Annotated in this window: 19 protein-coding genes and 5 tRNA genes; 4 read left to right on the top strand and 20 right to left on the bottom strand. The window is 51.1% G+C overall.

Annotated features, from left to right (window positions below):
• Positions 1-269 (top strand): hypothetical protein (locus VF260_00670; protein HEX7055692.1); only part of this gene is annotated, 269 nt, incomplete at its 5' end.
• Between the two features lie 67 nt (positions 270-336).
• Positions 337-3,906, top strand: a complete 3,570-nt coding sequence (locus VF260_00665; GenBank protein HEX7055691.1) for an InlB B-repeat-containing protein — start codon at positions 337-339, stop codon at positions 3,904-3,906.
• 470 nt (positions 3,907-4,376) lie between these two features.
• On the opposite strand, the gene VF260_00660 is transcribed toward VF260_00665, so the two are convergent.
• From VF260_00660 to VF260_00625, 8 genes are all read right to left on the bottom strand, one after another.
• Positions 4,377-6,419, bottom strand: a complete 2,043-nt coding sequence (locus VF260_00660; protein HEX7055690.1) for a LuxR C-terminal-related transcriptional regulator — start codon at positions 6,417-6,419, stop codon at positions 4,377-4,379.
• A gap of 276 nt (positions 6,420-6,695) precedes the next feature.
• Positions 6,696-6,965 (bottom strand): hypothetical protein, encoded by a 270-nt coding sequence (locus tag VF260_00655; protein ID HEX7055689.1) that lies wholly within the window; start codon positions 6,963-6,965, stop codon positions 6,696-6,698.
• A 148-nt stretch (positions 6,966-7,113) separates the two neighbouring features.
• A tRNA-Leu gene (locus VF260_00650) sits at positions 7,114-7,196 on the bottom strand.
• 12 nt (positions 7,197-7,208) lie between these two features.
• Positions 7,209-7,284: transfer RNA gene (locus tag VF260_00645), tRNA-Lys, on the bottom strand.
• A gap of 4 nt (positions 7,285-7,288) precedes the next feature.
• Positions 7,289-7,360: transfer RNA gene (locus tag VF260_00640), tRNA-Glu, on the bottom strand.
• A 157-nt stretch (positions 7,361-7,517) separates the two neighbouring features.
• A tRNA-Ser gene (locus VF260_00635) sits at positions 7,518-7,606 on the bottom strand.
• A 60-nt stretch (positions 7,607-7,666) separates the two neighbouring features.
• Positions 7,667-7,742 (bottom strand) — tRNA-Asn (locus tag VF260_00630).
• 312 nt (positions 7,743-8,054) lie between these two features.
• A complete protein-coding gene (locus VF260_00625; protein HEX7055688.1) occupies positions 8,055-8,519 on the bottom strand; it encodes a SprT family protein in 465 nt (154 codons plus the stop codon).
• A gap of 223 nt (positions 8,520-8,742) precedes the next feature.
• Between VF260_00625 and VF260_00620 the strand changes: the two genes are divergently transcribed.
• Together VF260_00620 and cmpA are read left to right on the top strand one after the other, a co-directional pair.
• Entirely contained in the window at positions 8,743-9,096 is a 354-nt protein-coding gene (locus VF260_00620) for a hydrolase/acyltransferase (GenBank protein ID HEX7055687.1), read from the top strand.
• A gap of 91 nt (positions 9,097-9,187) precedes the next feature.
• On the top strand, positions 9,188-9,292 hold the full coding sequence (gene cmpA / locus VF260_00615; protein ID HEX7055686.1) for a cortex morphogenetic protein CmpA: 105 nt from the start codon (positions 9,188-9,190) through the stop codon (positions 9,290-9,292).
• 11 nt (positions 9,293-9,303) lie between these two features.
• On the opposite strand, the gene VF260_00610 is transcribed toward cmpA, so the two are convergent.
• The 12 genes from VF260_00610 to VF260_00555 all read right to left on the bottom strand — a co-directional run.
• Positions 9,304-11,469 carry a Tex family protein gene (locus tag VF260_00610; GenBank protein ID HEX7055685.1) on the bottom strand — a complete coding sequence of 722 codons (2,166 nt, stop codon included), beginning with the start codon at positions 11,467-11,469 and terminating at the stop codon, positions 9,304-9,306.
• Positions 11,470-11,516: 47 nt separating this feature from the next.
• Positions 11,517-11,867 carry a type II toxin-antitoxin system PemK/MazF family toxin gene (locus tag VF260_00605; GenBank protein HEX7055684.1) on the bottom strand — a complete coding sequence of 117 codons (351 nt, stop codon included), beginning with the start codon at positions 11,865-11,867 and terminating at the stop codon, positions 11,517-11,519.
• 3 nt (positions 11,868-11,870) lie between these two features.
• A complete protein-coding gene (locus VF260_00600; protein ID HEX7055683.1) occupies positions 11,871-12,194 on the bottom strand; it encodes an antitoxin in 324 nt (107 codons plus the stop codon).
• A 131-nt stretch (positions 12,195-12,325) separates the two neighbouring features.
• Positions 12,326-13,504, bottom strand: coding sequence for an alanine racemase (gene alr, locus VF260_00595; GenBank protein ID HEX7055682.1), 1,179 nt, complete (start codon positions 13,502-13,504; stop codon positions 12,326-12,328).
• A gap of 117 nt (positions 13,505-13,621) precedes the next feature.
• Positions 13,622-14,665, bottom strand: coding sequence for a DUF4367 domain-containing protein (locus VF260_00590; protein ID HEX7055681.1), 1,044 nt, complete (start codon positions 14,663-14,665; stop codon positions 13,622-13,624).
• 498 nt (positions 14,666-15,163) lie between these two features.
• The gene (locus VF260_00585) at positions 15,164-15,856 is read right to left on the bottom strand and encodes a hypothetical protein (protein ID HEX7055680.1); all 693 of its coding nucleotides are present in this window, start codon (positions 15,854-15,856) and stop codon (positions 15,164-15,166) included.
• 111 nt (positions 15,857-15,967) lie between these two features.
• Positions 15,968-17,080: an NAD-dependent epimerase/dehydratase family protein gene (locus VF260_00580; protein ID HEX7055679.1), complete on the bottom strand. Its 1,113-nt coding sequence runs from the start codon at positions 17,078-17,080 to the stop codon at positions 15,968-15,970.
• Positions 17,073-17,906, bottom strand: a complete 834-nt coding sequence (gene rfbD, locus VF260_00575) for a dTDP-4-dehydrorhamnose reductase (GenBank protein ID HEX7055678.1) — start codon at positions 17,904-17,906, stop codon at positions 17,073-17,075. Before rfbD ends, VF260_00580 begins: the two co-directional genes overlap by 8 nt.
• Entirely contained in the window at positions 17,903-18,919 is a 1,017-nt protein-coding gene (gene galE / locus VF260_00570) for a UDP-glucose 4-epimerase GalE (GenBank protein ID HEX7055677.1), read from the bottom strand. The genes rfbD and galE overlap by 4 nt, the downstream gene beginning before the upstream one ends.
• 456 nt (positions 18,920-19,375) lie before the next feature.
• The gene (locus VF260_00565) at positions 19,376-19,717 is read right to left on the bottom strand and encodes a PD-(D/E)XK nuclease family transposase (protein ID HEX7055676.1); all 342 of its coding nucleotides are present in this window, start codon (positions 19,715-19,717) and stop codon (positions 19,376-19,378) included.
• A gap of 121 nt (positions 19,718-19,838) precedes the next feature.
• Positions 19,839-20,051, bottom strand: a complete 213-nt coding sequence (locus VF260_00560; GenBank protein HEX7055675.1) for a PD-(D/E)XK nuclease family transposase — start codon at positions 20,049-20,051, stop codon at positions 19,839-19,841.
• Between the two features lie 508 nt (positions 20,052-20,559).
• Positions 20,560-21,833, bottom strand: a 1,274-nt coding sequence (locus VF260_00555) for an FGGY family carbohydrate kinase (GenBank protein ID HEX7055674.1), incomplete at its 5' end; no start/stop codon positions are given.

Genomic DNA, 21,833 nt, shown 5'->3' with positions numbered 1-21,833 from the left:
AAGGTCTTATAATGAGAATTATTTGGAGTTTGGATACGCCTGCGTTCCGATTCTATTTTTTTCGACTTTTTTACACATGGGAGTGGCGGCTTTATGCGTATTGGCAAAATAAGCAAAATGGTGTGTGCGATCATGGTTCTGCTTGCCTTGCAGATCATTTTCTTGCTGTTTCCCCCGATTGGACCATTTCCTCCGATAAAAAAGGCGCTAGCCGCATCAAGCCCTGCTGCATGTCCGCCGATGGTGCAACTTTTGAATCCGGGGTTTGAGTTTCCGGTTACCCCATTCACTTCGAATGGTGTATTTTTTGTTCACGCGACGGATGCAGGCGGGTGGATGACCACGGATACAAATACTGATTTCGGCGGGGGTGATATCGGGCCAGGATTTGAATACTGGAAAGCGGATATTAATCCGGATCACAATCCCGCCGCTGAAGGCGATCAATATATCGAGATGAGCGGGTTTGGAAACTCAGCCTTGTATCAGGATGTTGTTACCACACCCGGGGAAACGATCTACTGGAGATTGGCGCATCGTGGCAGAAGAGGCGACGGTCCAGGTAACGATGTGATGAATCTGTGGATCGGCTCGCCGACACAACTGGATACGAATTACTTCCCGCCGACCGTCGATCCGGATGAAGTGACCATAACAGGATTGACACCTACGACCATATCGGACGGACCGGATGATTGGGCTATTCATAAGGGTTCATACACGGTTCCGCCAGGTCAGACATTAACCCGATTTGTCTTCGTCGCTGTCTCGGTTAAAGATGGAAATCCTCCTAATGGCTCTGGAAACCATCTGGATGATATTTTCTTCGGCACAGCCCCTTGTGATATTGTCTCGGTTACAACGGATCACAACACCATCAATACCGGAAGTGATTTGACCATTGATGTGAATGTGAAGAATCAAGGCGGGGACATTTCCGATCAAACGAAGTTGTCGGTGCCGATTCCCGCCGGAACGACGTTTATCCCCGGCTCGATGGAAATTTTGGATGGGCCAAATGTTGGGCCAAAGTCGGATACTGCCGGAGATGATCAGGCGGATTACGATAGTACGGGGAACGGCACAGTGGTAGTTAGGCTTGGCGGCGGCGCCAATGCAATAGCAGGCGGCAGTCTGTCGAATGACAGTATCCTGGCGGATGGAACAACGGTGCGTTTTAAGGTCAAAGTCGTATCCGACGACTTGAACGACGGAACTATGAAAATCAACGCCGAGGTCAATTATTACAACTTGTTGCATTCTCCGGCGGAGTCATTGACTTCAACTGGCGACGTTACGATTGACGTAACCAACAACGCAAGTGTAACTTTCAACAGCAATGGGGGATCGGCGGTTACCAGCCAAACGGTAATCAAAGGTACGAACGCCTCCGCCCCAGCCGCGCCGACACGCGCGGGTTACACGTTCGCCGGCTGGTATACCGACAGCGAACTCACGCTACCGTTTGATTTTGATACGCCGATAACAAGCGATATAACGCTTTACGCCAAATGGGCAATCAACAGCTACACCGTCACTTTCGAGACGCAAGGCGGCAGCGCCGTACCGTCCATGACGGCTGATTTTAGTACGACGATTGCCGAACCGGCCGCGCCGACACGCGCGGGTTATACGTTCGCCGGCTGGTTTAAGGATGCGGCGGGAACGATTCCGTGGAATTTTGCCACAGATCGCATTCCCGCATCCGACATCACGCTGTATGCGGCGTGGACGCTGGATGCGCCTTTCGCCCCCGAGATTAACTCCATCACATCCGGCGACTTAAGCGTATCGCTTTCCTGGACAAGCGTTCCACTCGCGTCGGGCTATCGGATTTATCAGAGTGTTACACAAGGGGTATACGGCACCCTCGTCGCTACGGTTACGGATACTGTATATCAAGTGAACGGTTTAACGAATGGAACGGAATACTTTTTCGCAGTAACAGCTATCAATGCAGGGGGAGAAAGCGCCAAATCCAACCAGGTAAGCGCGATTCCGCAAGTGTCAATACCGGGCGTGCCGATGTTGCACCCGCCTGTGGCAGGCAACGGGCAAGTCAGTCTGAACTGGTCCCCGGTAACAGGCGCCGCAGGATATAAAATTTACCAAAGCGTCACAGAGTCAACCTATGGTTCTGTTGTCGCCACTGTTACAGGGGCAGTCTATCAACAGGATATTGCCGGCTTGGTTAACGGGACGACATATTACTTCTTCGTGAAAGCGACCAACCCTGGCGGGGATAGCCCCGCGTCCAATGTGGTTAGTGCGACGCCGATGACTGTTCCGGCAGCGCCTTCCGCGATTATGGCGGTGGCGGGCAATGGGCAGGCGACGGTCAGCTTCAACATTCCTGAAGATGATGGCGGAAGTCCGATTACAGGCTATGAAGTTTGGGACCAGTATGGCAATATGGTTGCGACGGGAGTTTCCAGCCCGATTACGGTCACAGGTTTGACGAACGGCACCCGGTATATTTTCACCGTGAAGGCGATAAACAGCGCAGGCGAAAGTTTGGCCTCGGGCGCTTCCCATGAAGTCGTCCCAAGCGCGCCGTCCGATCACGACGATACCGACGGTGGCGAGCAAACCGGGCCTGAATCCCCGGACAGCGGAACGAACGATCAACAAACAAAAGGCGAAACAAAAGACGCCCATGTTGACGTGCTTGTGAACGGAAAAGCAGTTTCTGCGGGAACCGCTACAACAGAGACGGTTAATCATCAGCAAGTGACTACGATCACTGTGGACCCGGAGAGACTGGATCAACGTCTGGCGATAGCCGGCCAAGGCGCAGTCATCGGGATCCCCGTGTTGACCGACTCTGATGTGGTGAAAGGCACACTCAACGGCCAAATGGTCAAAAATATGGAACAAAAAGAAGCGGTAGTTAAAGTGATCACCGAAAATGCTTCCTACACGATCCCCGCTGGACAGATTAATATTGATGCGGTGGCGAAACAACTGGGCTCCGATATCGCGTTGCAAGACATTGAAGTTCAGATCGAAATTTCCTCTCCCGCTGCGGATCAATTGCAATTTATTGAAAATACAGCGAACAATGGGAAAATTACGATTATGGCGCCTCCGGAAAACTTTTCGGTGAAGGGCATTTATAACGGGGCAAATGTCGACATATCCCATTTCAACGCCTACGTCGAAAGAACCATTGCGATTCCGGACGGTGTTGATCCGGGTAAAATTACGACAGCAGTTGTGGTTGAACCGGACGGAACGGTAAGGCATGTACCTACAAATGTTTCGATCGTGAACGGACAATATACAGCCGTTATACACAGTTTGACAAACAGCACGTATGCCTTGATATGGAATCCGCTGGAGTTTCAAGATGTCGCTTCCCATTGGGCCAAGAACGCCATCAATGACATGGGGGCTAGGAAAATCGTATATGGAGTAGGCGGCAATGCCTATGAACCAGATAGGGACGTGACGCGCGCCGAATTCGCCGCAATCATCCTGCGGGCGTTAGGAATAAGGATAGTTGACGGGGAAACGCCTTTCTCTGATGTGAAAAAGACGAATCCGTATGCCGGGGTTGTGCATACGGCCTATGCTTATCATCTGATCAGCGGCTATGAAGACGGAACGTTCCGTCCAATGGACAGGGTTTCCCGAGAACAGGCGATGGTCATCCTCGCAAAAGCTATGGAAGTCACGAAGCTGACGGCGAAACTTCATGGGAAATCGCATGATCAACTGCTTCGTATGTATAACGACGCAGACCAAGTTTCGGGCTGGGCGACGAGCAGCGTCACATCTTGCCTGCAAGCGGGCATCGCTTACGGTAGAAGCAATACGGCGCTTGACCCTAAAGCGAATGTTACGAGGGCCGAAGTGGCGGTCATGGTGCAACGATTACTGCAAAACTCGCAACTGATTAATTGAACACCAGTCGACTAAAGTCGAATAAGGGGCTTTCAGATCTAACGGACGTGACAGAGGCTATTTTGGGTTTTACGCCCGGTTTATAAATTTAACGGTCGTATGCGCGCTTATATTAGCACTTTGTGCGGTATACGGGTAAAAAAACGGCAAATAGCCGCTGTGGCGACCGTCAAATTTTTTGCACGGCCTTTTTTCGGCAAATAGCGTCTGCTACGTCCGTTAGCGTTGGGCGGGGAGAGTTGTGCAAGGTGGCTTAACGTTGGCGTTGGGCGGGGAGGCGTTCCGCCCGTTTTGCGATGCGCGAATGCACGGGGTGGTGATCTCCCGTCTTAACATTGGGCGGGGAGAGTTGTGCAAGGTGGCTTAACGTTGGCGCTGTGCAGGGAGGCTTGACGTTAACCAAGTGCAGGTGCCGAAGCTGACCGCCAAAAGGCGGTGGGCTAAAGCCCGGCGCATGGAAACTAAAACGATCATAATATGTTGAGTTCCCGTGCCCGGATGGTTGCCTGTACGCGATTTTTCACTTCGAGTTTGACAAACATATCGTGTATGTACCGTTTGACTGTTCCTATGGACAAAAACAACTCGCTCGCGATTTCTTCATTGGAATAACCTTTATCCAGGTATTTTAAAACTTCCAATTCCCGATCACTCAGCGATACTTTTGGATGATCTTTTATACAGGGAAAAAAATGATTCGTTGGCTCACAATGAAATTGTTTCAACACACTTTTGGCATATGAAAAAATTTTATTTCTTTTATCGGAATAATGAACTCTTTGCCTGCGATGATCAAGCCACACTTCCAACAAATGGGCCAGTTCTTTGCCTTCGTCCAAAAAGATCCGCTGGTAACCTTCCGCCGAAGCGAGACTAAGCGCCTGGTCCAGCGTTTTCAACATCTGCGCGGAATTCCTTTCCTTATAGCAACACAAGGAAATCAGCAGCAATATTTCTATGCGGCTTCCATACCGATCCGCCTTCTCCGCGGCTTCCAGCATGCGAAGGAGTAACGATTGAGCCTCCTCCACCTTGTTTTGAATGAGAAAAAAACGCGCAAAAATCAAATACTCGAACTCCCGCAACACATTGGGCTGATTTTCAATATGCAAATGACGGGCTTCCACCCAATGTACTGCAGGTTCCATATTGCCAACCATCATCTCCAGTTTCACTTGAAATGCCCCAAGCAGCATCTCGCCGCGGTGCATCCCTCTTTCTTTCAACGCGTTTTTTCTGTAACGAAGCAGTTGAAACGCTTCATTCGCGCGGCCTTCCGCCCATTTGATTTTTGCCGATAAAATAAGCCCGGGCGCCACGATGCCCTCATTCATCGAAGTATCAAGTATTTGTTCCAACTGCGAAATTTCTTCGGACGCCTTCGCCAGCAAATTCATTTCATAGTATATATCCGCAAGCGACAGTTTATTGCGTCCTTCAAAATGCTCCAGATCATGGCGGACCGTTCGCGGATCGGCGTTTGTTGTCAAATTTACCTGAAGCGCCTTCGTTAACCGGCCCCCATATGCCGTAACGCCGCGATGCAAAACCGCTTCATTCTGACTGACAAAGCTCGTTCTTGACCTTTTTATATCCGTATAAGAAGAAAGCGAAATCATATGGGTTTGAAACTCGTCCAACCGATATCGCATCAACGCCGCCGTCGCCTTCATGCCAATGATCTGAAACTCCATCTTCCGGCGTTCCCGAGCCGACATGCGTCCGCTTTCATCCGCCAGGATCTGTTCCGATTCGATTAAAATCTGATCGACAGGGCGCCCCGCCACATACAGCATAATATGGTAAAACGAACGCAAATCCGCATCCCGCAGCACAAATCCGTGCGGCATCTCATCCAACCACTGTAACACCATCATTTCCTGCCCTTGTGTAATGAACATATCCAGATGGCTAGAAATCACTTCGCAGGCAAGGACATAGTCGTTGATAGCCAAAGCGTGGCGAACCGCTTGCTCGCCGTAACCATGCTCGTTAAACCATATAGATGCCCGGCGATGCAGGATTTTTACGTTTTTCGCAAAGATCTGATGTTCCTGCAATCTATTTTGGAGCGCTTCCGCAAACAAAGGATGATACCGGTACCAGACGCGTTCTTCATCCAAACGCATAATAAACAGATTTACCTTTTCCAAATAAGCGATGATTTTCGCCGGGTCGGAGTTTGGCAGCATAGAATGGCATAGTGAACGGTTTATGTTTTCCAAAATGGACGTTTGCATCAAAAAAGCTTGTACCTCATCAGATTGTTTCTGAAACACTTCCTCAATAAAATAATCAAGCAGAAACCTGTGCTTGCCGGAAAATGTTTGAATCAGTTGATCCAGATTTTCATGCTTTGGCATGGACAAAGTGATGACCTGCAACGCCGCCGCCCATCCTTCTGTTTTTTGCTCGATCATATCCGCTGCGTTGCGACTTACCTTAACGCAATTTTTCTGTTCGAATAATTGGATAATCTCGTCACGATTAAACCGCAAATTCTCCATGTCCATTTCAAACAGTTCCCCTTTTATTCGATAACGGGAAAGCGGGAATGCGGGGATATTGCGGCTAAGAATCAGAAGATGCATCCGATGGGGCAAGTGTTCGAGGAAAAAGGATAAACTTTCATGAAGAGAAGGATGATCAATGACATGATAATCGTCCAATACGAGGATAACGTGGTCCGAAAGCGGTTCTATGGTGTTGAGAAATAAAGAAACCGCCTGTTCCGCTGAAGCTCCGTGAAACGAATTAAATATTTTTTGCGCCTGGGCGGAAATCCCCGGCTAAATTCTTTCCAGAGATGCGGCAATATAATACCAAAACCTTGCAAGCGCATTGTCATCAGGTTCCAATGAAACCCAAGCTACCGAGACAGCTATTTTGGCAACCCAACTGCTGACAAGTGTAGTTTTGCCGTAACCGGCCGGTGCGGTAATGAGCGAGATTTTATTTATGAGAGCGTTTTCAAGATGCCCGGCGAGACGCTGTCGATACAGCAATCGAGGCTCAACAGGTGGAACCGATATTTTGCTGGATAAGATCGGTGCAAGCATTCAAGTATCAACCCTTATGTAATTTTTGTAATCATTTTTATTATACACTTTTTCGACAAATGATGGTGAAAACGCCGCATTTCGATTCCCGGCTTTAAAAACAAAAAAATCCCCTGTACATCAAGGGATTTTCAGCTATTTCGATTGATGCGGTCGAGAGGACTCGAACCTCCACGGTATTGCTACCGCCAGCCCCTCAAGCTGGTGCGTCTGCCATTCCGCCACGACCGCGAACTTAAAAAATGGTGAGCCATGGAGGATTCGAACCTCCGACACCCTGATTAAAAGTCAGGTGCTCTACCGACTGAGCTAATGGCTCAAACTGACCCGTAGGGGAGTCGAACCCCTGTTACCTCCGTGAAAGGGAGGTGTCTTAACCACTTGACCAACGGGCCGCGATCTTCAAGACACAAATGTTATTATAACGGATTCCGGTACCGGATGACAAGTGGAATTTTTATCTGCCTACATTAATTTTAAAACGATGGGAGACCCTACTGTGTCTGTAACCGGACCAAACAAAAAAGCCGCGCGCGGCAGCTTTCCTATGTATGGCGGAGAGAGAGGGATTCGAACCCTCGCGGCTGTTACACCCTAACGCTTTAGCAAAGCGCCCCCTTCGGCCTCTTGGGTACCTCTCCACAAAATACCCACAAAAGATTGGGATGATCCCCGTCCTTTTGTGGGGTTCATATTCCATATGGCTCCCCGAACAGGACTCGAACCTGTGACAACTCGGTTAACAGCCGAGTGCTCTACCAACTGAGCTATCGAGGAAAGACAAGAAATAATGTACCATGAAACCATTCGCAAGTCAAGGAGTACGATCACGCATCACGCAGTTAAAATGTTACAAAAAAAGTGTCATCGGGGGCTGTCCCAAAAGGCCAGCAAATTGGATCCGCGACCAATATATATGTTTTTTCACATACATTTTTTAAAAAATCGGCGTTTGCGCTAAATGTATGTGTTTTTTCACATATATTTGCGGAAAATTTGCAAACCCCCGCCAAATATATGTGAAAATTCATATATATTTGCCAAAAATCCGCGTTCTGCAAAAATTATTTGTGAATTTTCACATACATTTTATTGAACGACCAACCGCAGCTTGCCCCGGCAGCGTCCGCACGCGTATTTGCGCACATCCACTTTCCGTTTGCGGTAATAAACCATGCGACAGCTGTCATTCGTGCATTCCAGCCGGTAGCGGATCGGCTCCTGACGGCGTTTCATGTCCGGCAGCGGCCTGCAGTGCCGCGAACCGCCCACTTGACGCAACAATTGGCGGAAGTCGGCGTCGCGATGGCGGTATCCTTTTTGCAAAAGATGCAAATGATAATGGCATAGCTCATGTTTGATGATTTTTTCAACCTCATCCGCGCCATATATTTCCCATTGCCGCAAACTGATATCGATGTTGTGCGTGCGGGGAAAATACCGGCCGCCGGTTGTTTTGAGCCGTTTGTTGAACGTTGCCCGATGCAAGAAAGGCCGCGCAAACCACCGCAAGGAAAGCTCCTCCACCCATGCCTGCAATTGTTCATTAGTCATGGTTCAACACCGCGCTTTCTTGATGAAGTCGCATGCATCCTTGAGCAGCAATTGTTCATTAGTCATGTTTCAACACCCCTTGTACTTTCGGAAAGAAGAATGTCGCCGGAAAAAACGCCGGAAGGAATGCTGAATGTCGCTGCTCGAAAACCGCCGCTTGAAACCGGACGGCCTCGTCATGTACACTATCGTGTATAGATGATAAAGGAGGCCGCCAAATTCGATGCCCGACATGCGCTATTGCATTTTAAATGATCAGGGACGGACGCTGTTTGTGGAGATTCCCGCTTCCCATGCCTATCAACTGACCGCATTGCATCAGCGTCTGCATAAAGAAATCGGCAAACTGACAGCCGCCGCCGTTCCCAGTCTGCCTATTGTTCTGGCTGAATGCGAGCATGTGGAGATTGTCGATCCGGAATTATCCATTCTCAAATCTATCGACTATATCAACCAGATGGAAAAAACATGGGCGGCGATCGATGAACGGCACTATCCCCTTATCTCGCTCTTGACGGAAATACGCGCGCTGCAAGCCCAGCTTGAGCAGTGGTACGAGGATGAAATGTCGGGTTGAACATGCACACAAACTCCTGCCGCGCATAAGTTGGTTATACGGAAACGCCTAAACCCTTGTCCGGTAACCGCTTAGGGAAGGAGTGAAGCGCATGCCCGTCTGGTTGTGCCAGCAGCTGGCCCGCGCATTTCGCAATAAAGACCGCAGGCAGATTCGCCTGCTGAACGAATGCTGGTTTTTTTACCGATCAAAATGAATGCCTCATCATCATTCTTGCACGGAAGCGGGCGGTTTAAGCATCGTCAGACTGACCCGCCCTTTTTGTACATCCACGCCCAGCACCCATACCGTCACGACGTCACCCACAGCCACAACCTCTGTCGGGTGTTTGACATACTTGTCGCTCATGCGCGAAATGTGCACGAGACCGTCCTGCTTCACGCCAATATCGACAAATGCCCCAAAGTCGACGACATTGCGCACGGTTCCGGTCAACCGCATGCCGGGCCGCAAATCCTCCATACTGAGCACATCCGTCCGGAAAATGGGCGGCGGCAAGTCTTCCCGCGGATCTCTGCCGGGGCGCAACAGGCTGTCGAAGATATCCCGCAGCGTGGGCTCTCCGACTTGCAACTCCGCCGCAAGCCGGCCCGGATCATGGCCGTTCAGCTTCGCCCGCAAATGCGGCGTGCCCAAATGTTCCGCCCCGATGCCGAGCCGCTGAAACAGCCGCTCCACAATGCCGTACGATTCCGGATGTATCGCCGTATTGTCCAAAATGTTGGCGCCGCCGCTGATGCGGCAAAACCCGGCGCACTGTTCAAACGCTTTGGCGCCAAGCCGCGGAACTTTTTTCAACTGTTCGCGATCGGTGAATTTGCCGCATTCCTCGCGATATTTGACGATATTTTTGGCGATCGTGCCGCTGATTCCGGAAACATAGGACAAAAGCGACGCCGAGGCGGTGTTCAGATCGACGCCGACATGGTTTACCGCAGACTCGACGACGGCGGCCAAGCTTTCTTCCAGACGTTTCGGCGCGACGTCATGCTGGTATTGCCCGACGCCGATCGACTTCGGATCGATTTTGACCAATTCGGCCAACGGATCCTGCAGCCGCCTGGCAATCGAAATGGCGCTGCGCTCAGCCACATCCAACTCGGGAAATTCCTCTTTGGCCAGCGGGGATGCGGAATATACGCTCGCTCCCGCTTCGCTCACAATCATGTACTGCAACCGCCGCTCCTTATTTTCCGCGATCACTTCAGCGACAAACTGCTCCGTTTCACGGGAGGCGGTCCCGTTGCCGATCGCGATCAGTTCGACGCCATGGCGTTCGATCAGCGACCGGCACACCGCTTTCGCTTCCGCGATCTTCAGATGGGGCGGAGTGGGATAGATGACGGCAACTTCGAGCATTTTCCCCGTCTCGTCGACAACTGCCAGTTTGCAGCCGGTGCGGTATGCCGGGTCGACGCCCAATACCGTTTTGCCTTTTACCGGCGGCTGCAGCAGCAGATTGCGAAGGTTTTCCGCGAAAATGCGGATGGCCTGCTCCTCGGCTTTTTCCGTCAATTCATTGCGGATCTCCCGCTCAATCGCAGGCTGAATAAGCCGCTTGTAGGCGTCTTCCGCGGCGGATGCCAGCCATTTTTCGGCAACGGATTTTTTCGTGATGACTTTTCCCGCAATATGGCGGTTCATCATGTCGGCGTCCACTTCTATGCCGACTTTTAAAAACTGTTCTTTTTCCCCGCGGTTGATCGCCAACACGCGATGCGGCGGCAACTTTTTCACCGGCTCGCGGTACTCGTAATACATTTCATAGACGGAAGGCTTGTCCTTGTCTTTGGCGGATACGGCCACAAGGCCATTTTCCCGCGTATGTATGCGCACCCAGGCGCGGATGTGGGCGTCGTCGGCGATTTTTTCCGCGATGATGTCCAGGGCGCCCTGCAGCGCATCCTCCGCCGTATGTACTTCTTTTTCCGGGTTTACATAGCTGTTTGCCTCGTCCTCCGGCGAACCGGCCGCAGGCTCTGCGAGCAGCCAGTCGGCCAAAGGCTCCAGGCCTTTTTCCTTGGCCACGCCGGCGCGGGTTTTGCGTTTTTGCCGGTATGGGCGATAAAGGTCTTCCACTTCCTGCAGCTTTTCGGCTGCCATGATCGCTTCCTGCAGTTTTGCGGTAAGCTTTCCCTGTTCCGTGATCAGCCGGATAACTTCCGCTTTGCGCTCCTCTAGCCCGCGCAAATAGCGCAGCCGCTCATCAATGCCGCGCAGCTCCTCTTCATCCAGTTCCCCGGTCATTTCTTTGCGGTATCGCGCAATGAACGGGATCGTATTCCCGTCATCCAGCAAAGCGATCGCCGCCTTCACTTTTCCAACCGGCAAGCCAAGCTCCCGGGCAATTCGGTTCTCCATCTTTTCCCCCATGCGCACTTGAAAAGCGAGAGAGTATCCTCCCTCGCTTGGCGAAATGTTTAAAAATCTATCAATCCCAAACTGATTTGCAGGCCCTCATCGACCTTCGCCATCATTTCTTCATCCAAATGGGTAATTTTATCAGTCAGCCTTTGTTTGTCAATGGTGCGGATTTGCTCAAGCAAAATGACGGAATCGCGGTCGAATCCATGCTCTTCCGCAATGATTTCCACGTGCGTGGGCAATTTTGCTTTTTGTATCTGGGCCGTAATGGCCGCTATGATTACCGTCGGGCTAAACCGGTTTCCAATATCGTTCTGGATAACAAGCACCGGGCGGACACCGCCTTGTTCCGATCCGACCACCGGCGATAAATCGGCAAAAAAAACATCACCGCGCTTAACGATCAAATTTTACACCCCGCTTACTAGGCGGTCAAGGGTACCATCCGCGTCTTCCTCCGCTTGAAATGACTCTACGGAAATATGAAGGTTTATTTTGGCCATTTCCATATAGCCGCGCTGCATCGTTTCCCGAAGGTGCCGTTTTTTTCGTTCGAGCAGGTACAGCTTCATCGCTTTGCGGATCAACTCGCTGCGATTGGAGTTCTCGCTTTCGACCACACCATCTACCTCCTGCAACAAGTAGTCCGGCAAACTGATCATGATCCTCTTCGTATTCTGCACGTTGGTCACCAAAAAAGCACCTCCACTGCGTTTCCAGTCCGATAATACCATTATGACGATTGAGGAACATTTTTATACAAAAACAAATATATGCAAAGTCTAAACTTATACATTCGCCAAAGCCGCAAAAATTCCTGTTTCAATTGCCGATCTTTTTTCTGCCAAATGTAGCCAGGGCCATTTTATTCCAACAAGTGGTTGACGGTTTTCACGACCTGGCCGTTTCTTACATATACTCTAGGCACTCGCGCCGACACCATGCACAGGATTTCATAGTTGATCGTGCCCAATTTTTGCGCCAGTTCATCCGCGCTGATGACGTTGTCTCCCTGTTTGCCGAACAATACGACCTCGTCCTGCAACGATACGTCCCCCAGATGGGAAATATCGACCATGCACTGATCCATGCATATGCGCCCGACGAGGGGCGCGCGCCGCCCGCGAATCAGCACTTCCGCCCGCCCGGTCAACAGCCTCGTGTACCCGTCGCCGTAACCGACCGGCAGAGTCGCGATTTTCTCGGATGTTTTGGTGACATAAGTAGCGCCGTAACTGACGCCCGATCCCGGAGGAAGCGTTTTGATCATCACGGGTTTTGTTTTAAAACTCATGACCGGTTCCAGGTGAATTTTGTTATGATCGACCGTAACGGAAGGATAAAAGCCGTACATGCTGATGCCAAGACGCAGCATGTTCCAGGATAATGCGGGCAATTCGATGCCCGTCGCGCTGTTTCCGGCATGCAGCAAGGGGAAACGCACGCCTTGCGCGGCAAAATGATCGACAATCCCGGCGAATTTGCGATGCTGTTCGTACGTGTAGGTTTTGTCCCGTTCGTCGGCGCAGGCGTAATGGGTAAACAGGCCTTCCACCTTAACGCCGGGCAGCGCCAGCGTTTGGGCAATATAGGCAATGGCCGCCGACTGCTCAAACTGCCCGATTCTGCCCATCCCCGTATCCAGCTTGATATGGACTTTTACCGATTTTCCCGCGGCCGCCGCCGTTTTGCCGACTTCCCGCAACGCGGGAAGCAAATCGTCGCTGTAAATCGTAATGGTAATATCATGTTGAAGCGCGAGGGCGACGGCCTCCGGCGGCGTGTAACCGAGCACCAAAAGCGGCACGGTGAAGCCGGATCGGCGCAGTTTCAGCGCTTCATCGAAAAATGCCACCCCGATATAATCCATTCCGGCGTCTGCCGCTTCCGCCGCGATTTCCGTCAAGCCGTGCCCATAAGCGTCGGCTTTGACCACGGCCATCATTTTCATCTCAGCGGGAAGTATCCGGCGAAACGCCGAGATATTGGCACGAAGGGCGTCCAGCGAGATTTCCACCCAAGTCGGCCGAAAAAACGAATCCACTAAAAGTTCACCTTCTTCGCCGTAATGCCACGTTTGTTGCCATCAGATTAATGTTACTGGCTCATACGGCCGCTGTCAATGAACTTCCCGGCGCCGATTCGTTTCTTTGGCAGTGTATTATTTGCCAATTTGGTTGGCGACGGATTGGGCGACTTTGATCATCTCCGCGACCGGCAAATCTCCCGAGGAAAGTCTGAATTCCACGCCGTCGTGCATCCAGGCCAACGTTTTCAGTTCGTCCTCGCCCATCAGTATTCCGATCGTATATCCCAAATCAACGACATCTCCGGTCATTGCCGTCACCGTCTGTTCCTCCGGGCGCGCTTCCATAATCGTATAGTTATAGTCTCCCTCGTATCTGAGCAAAACGGCTGGCTGGTCGCCCAGTTTAATGTCTTTCATATCTTTGAGTTTTACGCCCTCCGGCATGTAGACAGGCTCGAACAGGCCAAAGCCTTGCGTTTTATCCCCGGCCAAGCTGTCGGCCTTTTCCCCATCGGATGAAAAGGTGGGCAGATACTGCAGATTCCACGCCGTCATGTTGCGGTCCATATCGAAATCGTCCTGCTCGAATTTGGCGCCGAAGGTGAATGAACTGAAGACGACTTCGACAAGCATTTTGCCTTCATCGTCGTTTACTTCCACGCGTTTGGGCGCAAAGTTTTTCTTGTTCAGCCAGATTTTTTGTCGCGCGAACGAGCTGTTCATATAGTTGGCTTTTACATCAAACACGTATGCCCCGCCGTCCGTGGCGAATTTCCGCTCCTGGTCGTCAACGATGCTTTTGGCGAGCGTCTGGTATAAATAGACCTGGCCTTGCTTTTCCGGCCAATCGCTTTGAAACCGAAAGCTTTTATTCAGATGGGGCGTCAACACAAACACCCCTTCTTCGTTGCGCAGCACGATCTGGGTAATATCCTGAGCCTCATTCGTAAGCGCGATCCGGTAAAAATGCGGTTCCCGGTACCACACTTCCAATTGGTAGGTAAGCGGCTGCTGGCCCGTATGCAGGATCATTTTTCCGGCGCCTTTGTAGCTCGTCATCTTGCTTACGTTTCGGTCCAGTTCCTTGACGACCGTCCCGGCGTCTTTTTTGCCGCACCCCGCAAGAGCCAGGGACACGCACAACAAGACAGCGACCCATTTGCTGACCCGACGCATTCCATCATCCCCTTTTGCAACTGATACTCTCCTTGGCAACTGTTCGGGAGCCGCGCGCAGGCTTCGCGAACAACCTCTGATACCATACCTATGAGGGGAGTTGGCCAATTATGCGGACGGGTTTGACGAGCCGGGACATGTTTGGAGGGTGAAAAGTCCGCGAGCGGGTTTCCCTAACCGTCAGGAGTTGTCCCAACAGACAAGCAAATGGGAATCGTGCTCACTACCGTTCGAATGCGACAATGGCAACTTCTGTTCAGAAAAAATCCGCCTGGCGAAATGTGCTTATGGTGTGTTGGCTTCATTAACGCGCAAATCTGCACTTCGTTTTTTAAAAATGTGTCCAAAATGTGCAACGTAGTGCAAATTTACACTATAATTTTCAAAAACCGCGTTTTGGAAAATTTATCGTGCAGTTTTGCGCTTCATTTGAAAATATGGGTGTTTTATAAAAATTAAGGTGCAGTTTTGCGCTACATTTTAAATTTCCGCGTCCTTCTACCACTGCCATTCCGTATTGTGCAAACCTTGACGCACCGGTTCATAGCGGCAAACTTTGGTGGCTCGCCCGCCGTATATAGCTTGCAACCTGCCTTTACGGCATAACGACTGCAAGGCGCTCACAGCTGTGCGGCGATTGATATGCAGCGCAGCCGCGATTTCGATCGGGCGAACCGGCTTGTTCATCCCCATGGCCAACAATAAGACATCGCGCTCAATTCGGGTAAACCGATCGAAATTTTTCGAAACGGCGGCAAATTGGCCGAGCAACGCGCGCAACAGACTGACAAGAAGATCGGGACGTTCCGCCACATCGTCGTACGGAATTGCCACTACCCGAAAGCCCAGGCTTTGCAAAAACGTTTCGCGATTCAACTCGTAACAGTAATGCTTGCGGTCCATATCCCGTACGTGCGGACCGAATCCTTTTATTTCGAACGCAATCTTAACATGCCCCGGCAGCCAGGCAAAGTCCAAAAAGTAAGGCCGCCCGCGCCAATCCAATATCTCATACTCCGGATGCAAATGATGAAAATGGCCAAAAAGCGGCCACCAGACATTTTGTAAAAATAATTTCTCCGCATGCTGATGGCCGCGTTCCAACCGCCCTTTTCGCTCTCCCGATCGTTTGTGCAAATGCGAGCGGAGCCAATCGTTGTAAGCATCCTCAAAAAGCTCATGGTTCATCATATCCTTGCGCCTCCTCATATTTTTTCAACTATAAAAAATAAAACGCCCCGTCTGCCATCAAAAAATGACTTTAGGGCGTGCTTCGCCAATCTGATATATACAATACAGCGGCTATCGCTTATTTATATATTCGTGAAGATACCATTCGGCAAATTGGCCTAAGCCCGCTTCGAGGGATGTTTGCGGCGTGAATCCGGTCAGAGCCGCCAAGCCGCTCGTATCCGCCCAGGTATCGACCGGATCGCCCGGCTGCAAAGGCAACAACCTTTTCTCCGCCCGTCTGCCGAGCACCCGTTCGAGAATTTCCACCATGGAAAGCAGCGTATCCGGTTTGCCTTTGCCGACATTGACCAAGCGAAAAGGCGGACGGAATGACGAGCGTACAGGCGGCTGAGAAGGTTGCCGATAATGAACATCAGGCCCGGTTGCAAAAGCCTCCTGCGGCATTTCGCGGGCAGTCGGTTCAGGCGCCTCAGGCGGCGCATCTGCCGCGGGCGGCAAAGCCAAAATCCGCATGACCGCTTCCACCGCGTCGTCGATATACGTAAAATCCCGCCGCATGTCGCCGAAATTGTACAAATCGATCGCTTCGCCGCGCATGATCTTTTCCGCAAATATAAAATACGCCATGTCCGGCCTGCCCCACGGACCGTAAACCGTAAAAAAGCGCAAGCCCGTTGTCGGAATGCCGAACAAATGGCTGTAAGCGTAGGCAAACAGTTCGTTGGATTTTTTCGTCGCGGCATACAGACTGATCGGATGTTCGGCGGGATGATGCACGGAAAATGGCACGGGGCTGTCCGCCCCGTATACCGAACTGGAGGAAGCAAACAAAAAGTGGCGCACCTGCCGCTCCCTCACCGCATCCAACACATGGGCAAAAGCGACGATGTTGCTGTCGATATAGGCATGCGGCCGTTCCATGCTGTACCGCACACCGGGCTGGGCCGCCAAGTGGATGACGGCATCATATGTTTCGCCGGCAAAGGCAATGGCCGCCGCCTTGCGATCCGCCAAATCCGCATGCACGAAGCGAAACCGGGAATGCGGCGCAAGCAAGCGCAGTCTCGCCTTTTTCAGCGAAACATCATAATAATCGGTAAGGCTGTCGATCCCGACTACGGAGTAGCCGGCCGTTAACAGCCGTTTGCACAAATGGAAGCCGATAAATCCGGCGCAGCCCGTAACGAGGAGGCACCCGCTTCCGCTCAATTGATTATCCATGCAAAAACTCCCGCAATGCCGTGCGCCAATGGCGCAGATCGTTAAAGCCGCGCCGCCTGATTTCCCGATGAGCGAGCACGGAAAAACGCGGCCGCCGGGCCGGGCGCGGAAAATCCGCCGTTTTACACGGCCGCACATCGACCTTGAGGCCACTTTCGGCAAAAATGGCGCAGGCGAATTCATACCACGAACATGCGCCGCTGTTCGTCACGTGATAGACGCCATAGCGCTCCGTCGCCGTCAACGCGGCGAGAAATACCGCCAGATCTTTCGTATAGGTGGGGCTGCCGATCTGGTCATCCACCACGCTTAGCGGTTTTTGCGTTTCCGCCAAACGCAGCATCGTTTTGACGAAGTTATTGCCATGTCTGCCGTACACCCACGAAGTGCGCACGGTAAAAAGTTTCGCGCAGGAAGCCGCGGCCAACCGCTCGCCTGCCAGTTTCGTTTTGCCATACACATTGATCGGGTTTGGCGAATCCTGCTCCGCATAAGGATGATCGGACGTTCCGTCGAAAACGTAGTCGGTGCTGATGCAGCATAATTTGGCGCCGACTTTTTGCGCAGCCAGGGCTACGTTTTGCGTCCCGATCGCATTGACCAGATATGCGCCGTCTTCGTCTTCCTCCGCCTTGTCGACAGCCGTGTAGGCGGCGCAGTGAATGACGATTTCCGGCTTGATAGCGGCAAATAACGCGGCCACCGCCTGCCTGTCGGTGATATCCAGTTCGTCACGCCCGCATGCGATTACCTCATGCGTCGCGGCAAACACTTCCGCCGCGTCCATGCCGAGCTGCCCTTTTCCTCCGGTTATCAAGACGCTCATCGATCCGGATATCCTTCCGGGTTGTGCTTTTGCCAACGCCACGCGTCGGCGCACATTTCGGCAAGGCCTTTGGTCGCCACCCAGCCCAGCTCTTTTTTCGCCTTGGACGGATCGGCGTAACAGACAGCGATATCGCCCGGTCTGCGATCGGTGATGACGTAAGGGATATGCTTGTCCGAAGCCTGTTCGAAAGCGCGAACGATCTCCAGTACGCTGTAACCTTTTCCCGTGCCAAGATTATAGGCTTCTACGCCGGTGCCGCTCATGACTTTGCGAATCGCTTTGACATGCCCCAACGCCAGATCGACAACATGAATGTAGTCGCGCACCCCTGTGCCGTCGGGGGTCGGATAATCGGCGCCGAACACGCGCAGTTTATCCAGCTTGCCTGCAGCGACCTGCGCCACATACGGCAGCAGATTGTTCGGGATGCCGCGCGGATCTTCGCCGATGCGGCCGCTTTCGTGCGCGCCGATCGGATTGAAATAGCGCAAAAGCGCGATGCTCCACCGGTCGTCCGAGCGGGCCAAATCCCGCAAGATTTCTTCGATCATCCATTTGGTGCGGCCGTACGGATTCGTCGCTTGCAGCGGCGCATCTTCCGTGATCGGCAGCTTCTCCGGCAGCCCATATACGGTGGCCGACGAGCTGAATACAATCTTATGTACTTCGTGGCTCTGCATAACCTGGCAAAGATGCAGCGTTCCGGTAATATTCGTGTGGTAGTAGCGAAGCGGAATCGTCGTGGACTCGCCGACCGCTTTTAAACCGGCGAAATGGATCACCGCATGAATGTTATTTTCCGCAAAAACGGCTTCCAACGCTTGCTTGTCAAGCAAATCGACCTGGTAAAACTTGAAGTCTTTGCCCGTTATTTCTTTTATCCGCCTGATGGCTTCGGGCTTGCTGTTGTAGAAGTTATCGATTACGATGATCTCCTCGTTTGCGTTTAACAGTTCCACGCAAGTATGGCTGCCGATAAAACCGGCGCCGCCCGTAATCAAAATTGCCATGAATGAGGACCTCCACTAGTATAGTATTTTTGATTTGACTGATCGCAGCATTTATTGGTACTTTTTTTGCCGCCCGCCCGGGCTGGAGCCCTCTCCCGCCAACATGCTGCAGTGGGGCTATCATGGCCGTCCGCTGCGGATGCTCTGGGGTTGTCCGCGGCTTAAAGGCTCTAACGACCACCTTCGCCTTCCCCGAAAGCTCTAACGGACGCCAGTGACGTTAACAGGCGGTTTTTTTCGCTTTTCAAATTCTAACGTTCGCCATTGCGCTTATTTGCTCATTTTCGTGGCTTTGAGGGCAGAATTCAAACCAATAACGGCTCCTGCGTCCGTTAAAATTTCAACAAGCCGTTTTTTCGCAAAATAGCGGCAAATACGTCCGTTAGCGCGGTCAGCGCGGACAAAGGCAACTGTTAGCGCAAACAATGTGGGGGGCCAGCGGGGCTAATGCGGCCGTTAGCGCGGTCGCTGCTTAGCCATCAAGCTGTTGCGCTCAATGCGGGAATTCTCCCGGAATTCATACATTCTCCGGGTTTCTTCGTCACTGCTTAGCCATTCCAGCCGCTCCTCCGCTTTCCTGATGATCGGATCCATCTCCATCAACTCCTTCAGTTGTTGTTCGGGAAGATCTTCTTCCAAAAACATTAGCCAACGATGCAACGGGTCATTCATATCTTTGCTTATTGAGCGAAACTTCGGGTACTCGATAAAATGAATCTCCATCACATCTGTCAGCTTGAAATCCCGCTCGTGGTCTTCATACAGGTGGAACGTGCTGTGAAACCGCTCAATATCCAAAAAGGCAAAATCCACATTTCAATATCAATTTGCACACCGTCCATGGTTTCGGCCCGTATATCCAACCGCCCGGTTTTATCCTTGATTTGTTCCTTTAGCAATTGCTTGTTCCGCATGACTTTTAAGTCGGCCAGCCTGTTGTCCCCGTCAGGCGCAAGATCGCGTTCAGCAGGGAAATCAACGCTGCTTTGGTCTCTTCCTCGCCGAAAAGCCTTTGTAAAATAAAGTCGTTTTTCGGATGCAGCCGATTTCGCATGGTGCGATACGTTTTGCCGTGTTCTCTGATAACCGTATTATACCATGATGCAGAGGGTTTGACTGCTTGTTTCAACAATTCCAACCACCTCGAACATATGTTTGATCATTCCATTTTACCAAACATATGTTCTTGTGAAAAGAGCAAAAGCAAGCAAGCGAAAACAATCTCCTTTAACAGGCCAGACGGTCTTCGATGCAATACTCGAACTCGCAGACTCCTGCCAGTTTGCAAATGATGTGCAAAAATGCAGGTTATTTTCTCCATATGGCTGAAATTCTGAATTTACCTGCATAGTTACTTTTCATTTCGTAAAAAGGCGAGGCAGTGGACGATAGCCTTTTAAAAATAGCCCCGGCATAGAAAAATGCCGAGGCTCGGTCAGACAAATCCGGCTCTTTATCAGATGTTACGATTTCTGTTCGTCAAGGTTTATTTGGTTATTCATTTGCATTTTCAGGCTGTTGATTTTCTCCGACATTTCAGCTCGTTACTGCTGAAGCTCGGCAAATCAGTTCAATCGGACGTTCTGAAAGCAGCCAGAACTGACTTTTTGCCGGCTCGCATGAGGTGTGAAAAAATTGTTTTACATTCGTGAGGAATGGGCATGCAATACCGTATACAAGTTACGATATACCTGATATAGTTCTTTGTATATTTGATGTGCTTTATCATTGTAATTAAAACGCGTATTTATTTTCACCACTCGGGATGATGCCTGATCTACATTGTCATAGACGCCAAGCCCCAACCCCGCCAGCAAACAAGCGCCAAGAGTGGATGCATCCTGCACAGCAAGGATATCGATTGCATATCCCAGAACATCTGCGATAATTTGACACCATACCGGATTTCTGCTGCCGCCGGCGCCAAGACGAATATGCTCAAGGGATAGCCCCATTTTCTGGAAAACTTGAATGCTGTCGCAAATATTATACGCAATACCTTCCATCACTGCGCGCATCATTGTTGCCCGATCAGTGCGATATCGCAACCCGATCCAAGCCGCAGTGTCGTCCGGGTGAAAGAAAGGTGTACCACTTCCCACCAAAAAGGGGAGAAACATGACACCATCGCTTCCTGGCGTTATCTCACGCATTTTTTCAGTAAGCGCACGAATTTCCGACTTTTTCATCTCCGTCCGGTCATGCAGTAATTTGTAACTCCAGGCAAATCCCAAGCCGCCGGTAAAGATTGACCCCATTGTGTACAAGGACAGTTTCCCCGCTTGTGGATGAAATGTTACTTTCCCGATTCCTTCCGGTCGGATTTCTTGCAGGCTTGTTACCACTTGGGCTGATGTGCTGAGTGTGACTGCTACAGTTCCTTGCAAGATGGCTCCAGTACCGATACTGCTGCAGGCCATATCCGCCGCTCCGGCAATAACCGGCGTACCGTCATTAAGATTTGTTGCGTGAGCCGCTGTGGAAGTAATATATCCAGCTATATCCGTACTTTGCATGATATTTGGAAATAAGCATTCTTCGAAGCCTAATTCCCGAATCATCTCTACATTCCATTTGCGCGTTTGATAATCAAACAATAGACTGTTTCCTGCATCTGTCGGTTCGGTAGCTATTCTTCCCGTCAAGCGATAGCGAATATAGTCTTTGGGAAAAACGAAACATTTTGCTTGCCTGAACATATCAGGTCGATTTTCTTTCAGCCACAACAGTTTCGCAACGGTGAAAGCATCAATCGGCCGGTTTCCAGTCATTTTTTCGCAAATAGTACTATATGTTTCCCTTAATCTCGCTGTCTGTTTACTTGATCTTACATCGGCAATTAAAATACTTGGTCCAAGTGTCCGCCCATCTTTATCTAGTAAAACGGGCGCGCTCATTTGACCTGACAGTGAAA

The sequence above is a fragment of the Bacilli bacterium genome (assembly GCA_036381315.1).
Lineage (GTDB): Bacteria > Bacillota > Bacilli > Paenibacillales > KCTC-25726 > DASVDB01.
The sequence above is the reverse complement of the archived record's forward strand: the minus strand, read 5'-3'. Positions and strand labels throughout refer to the sequence as shown.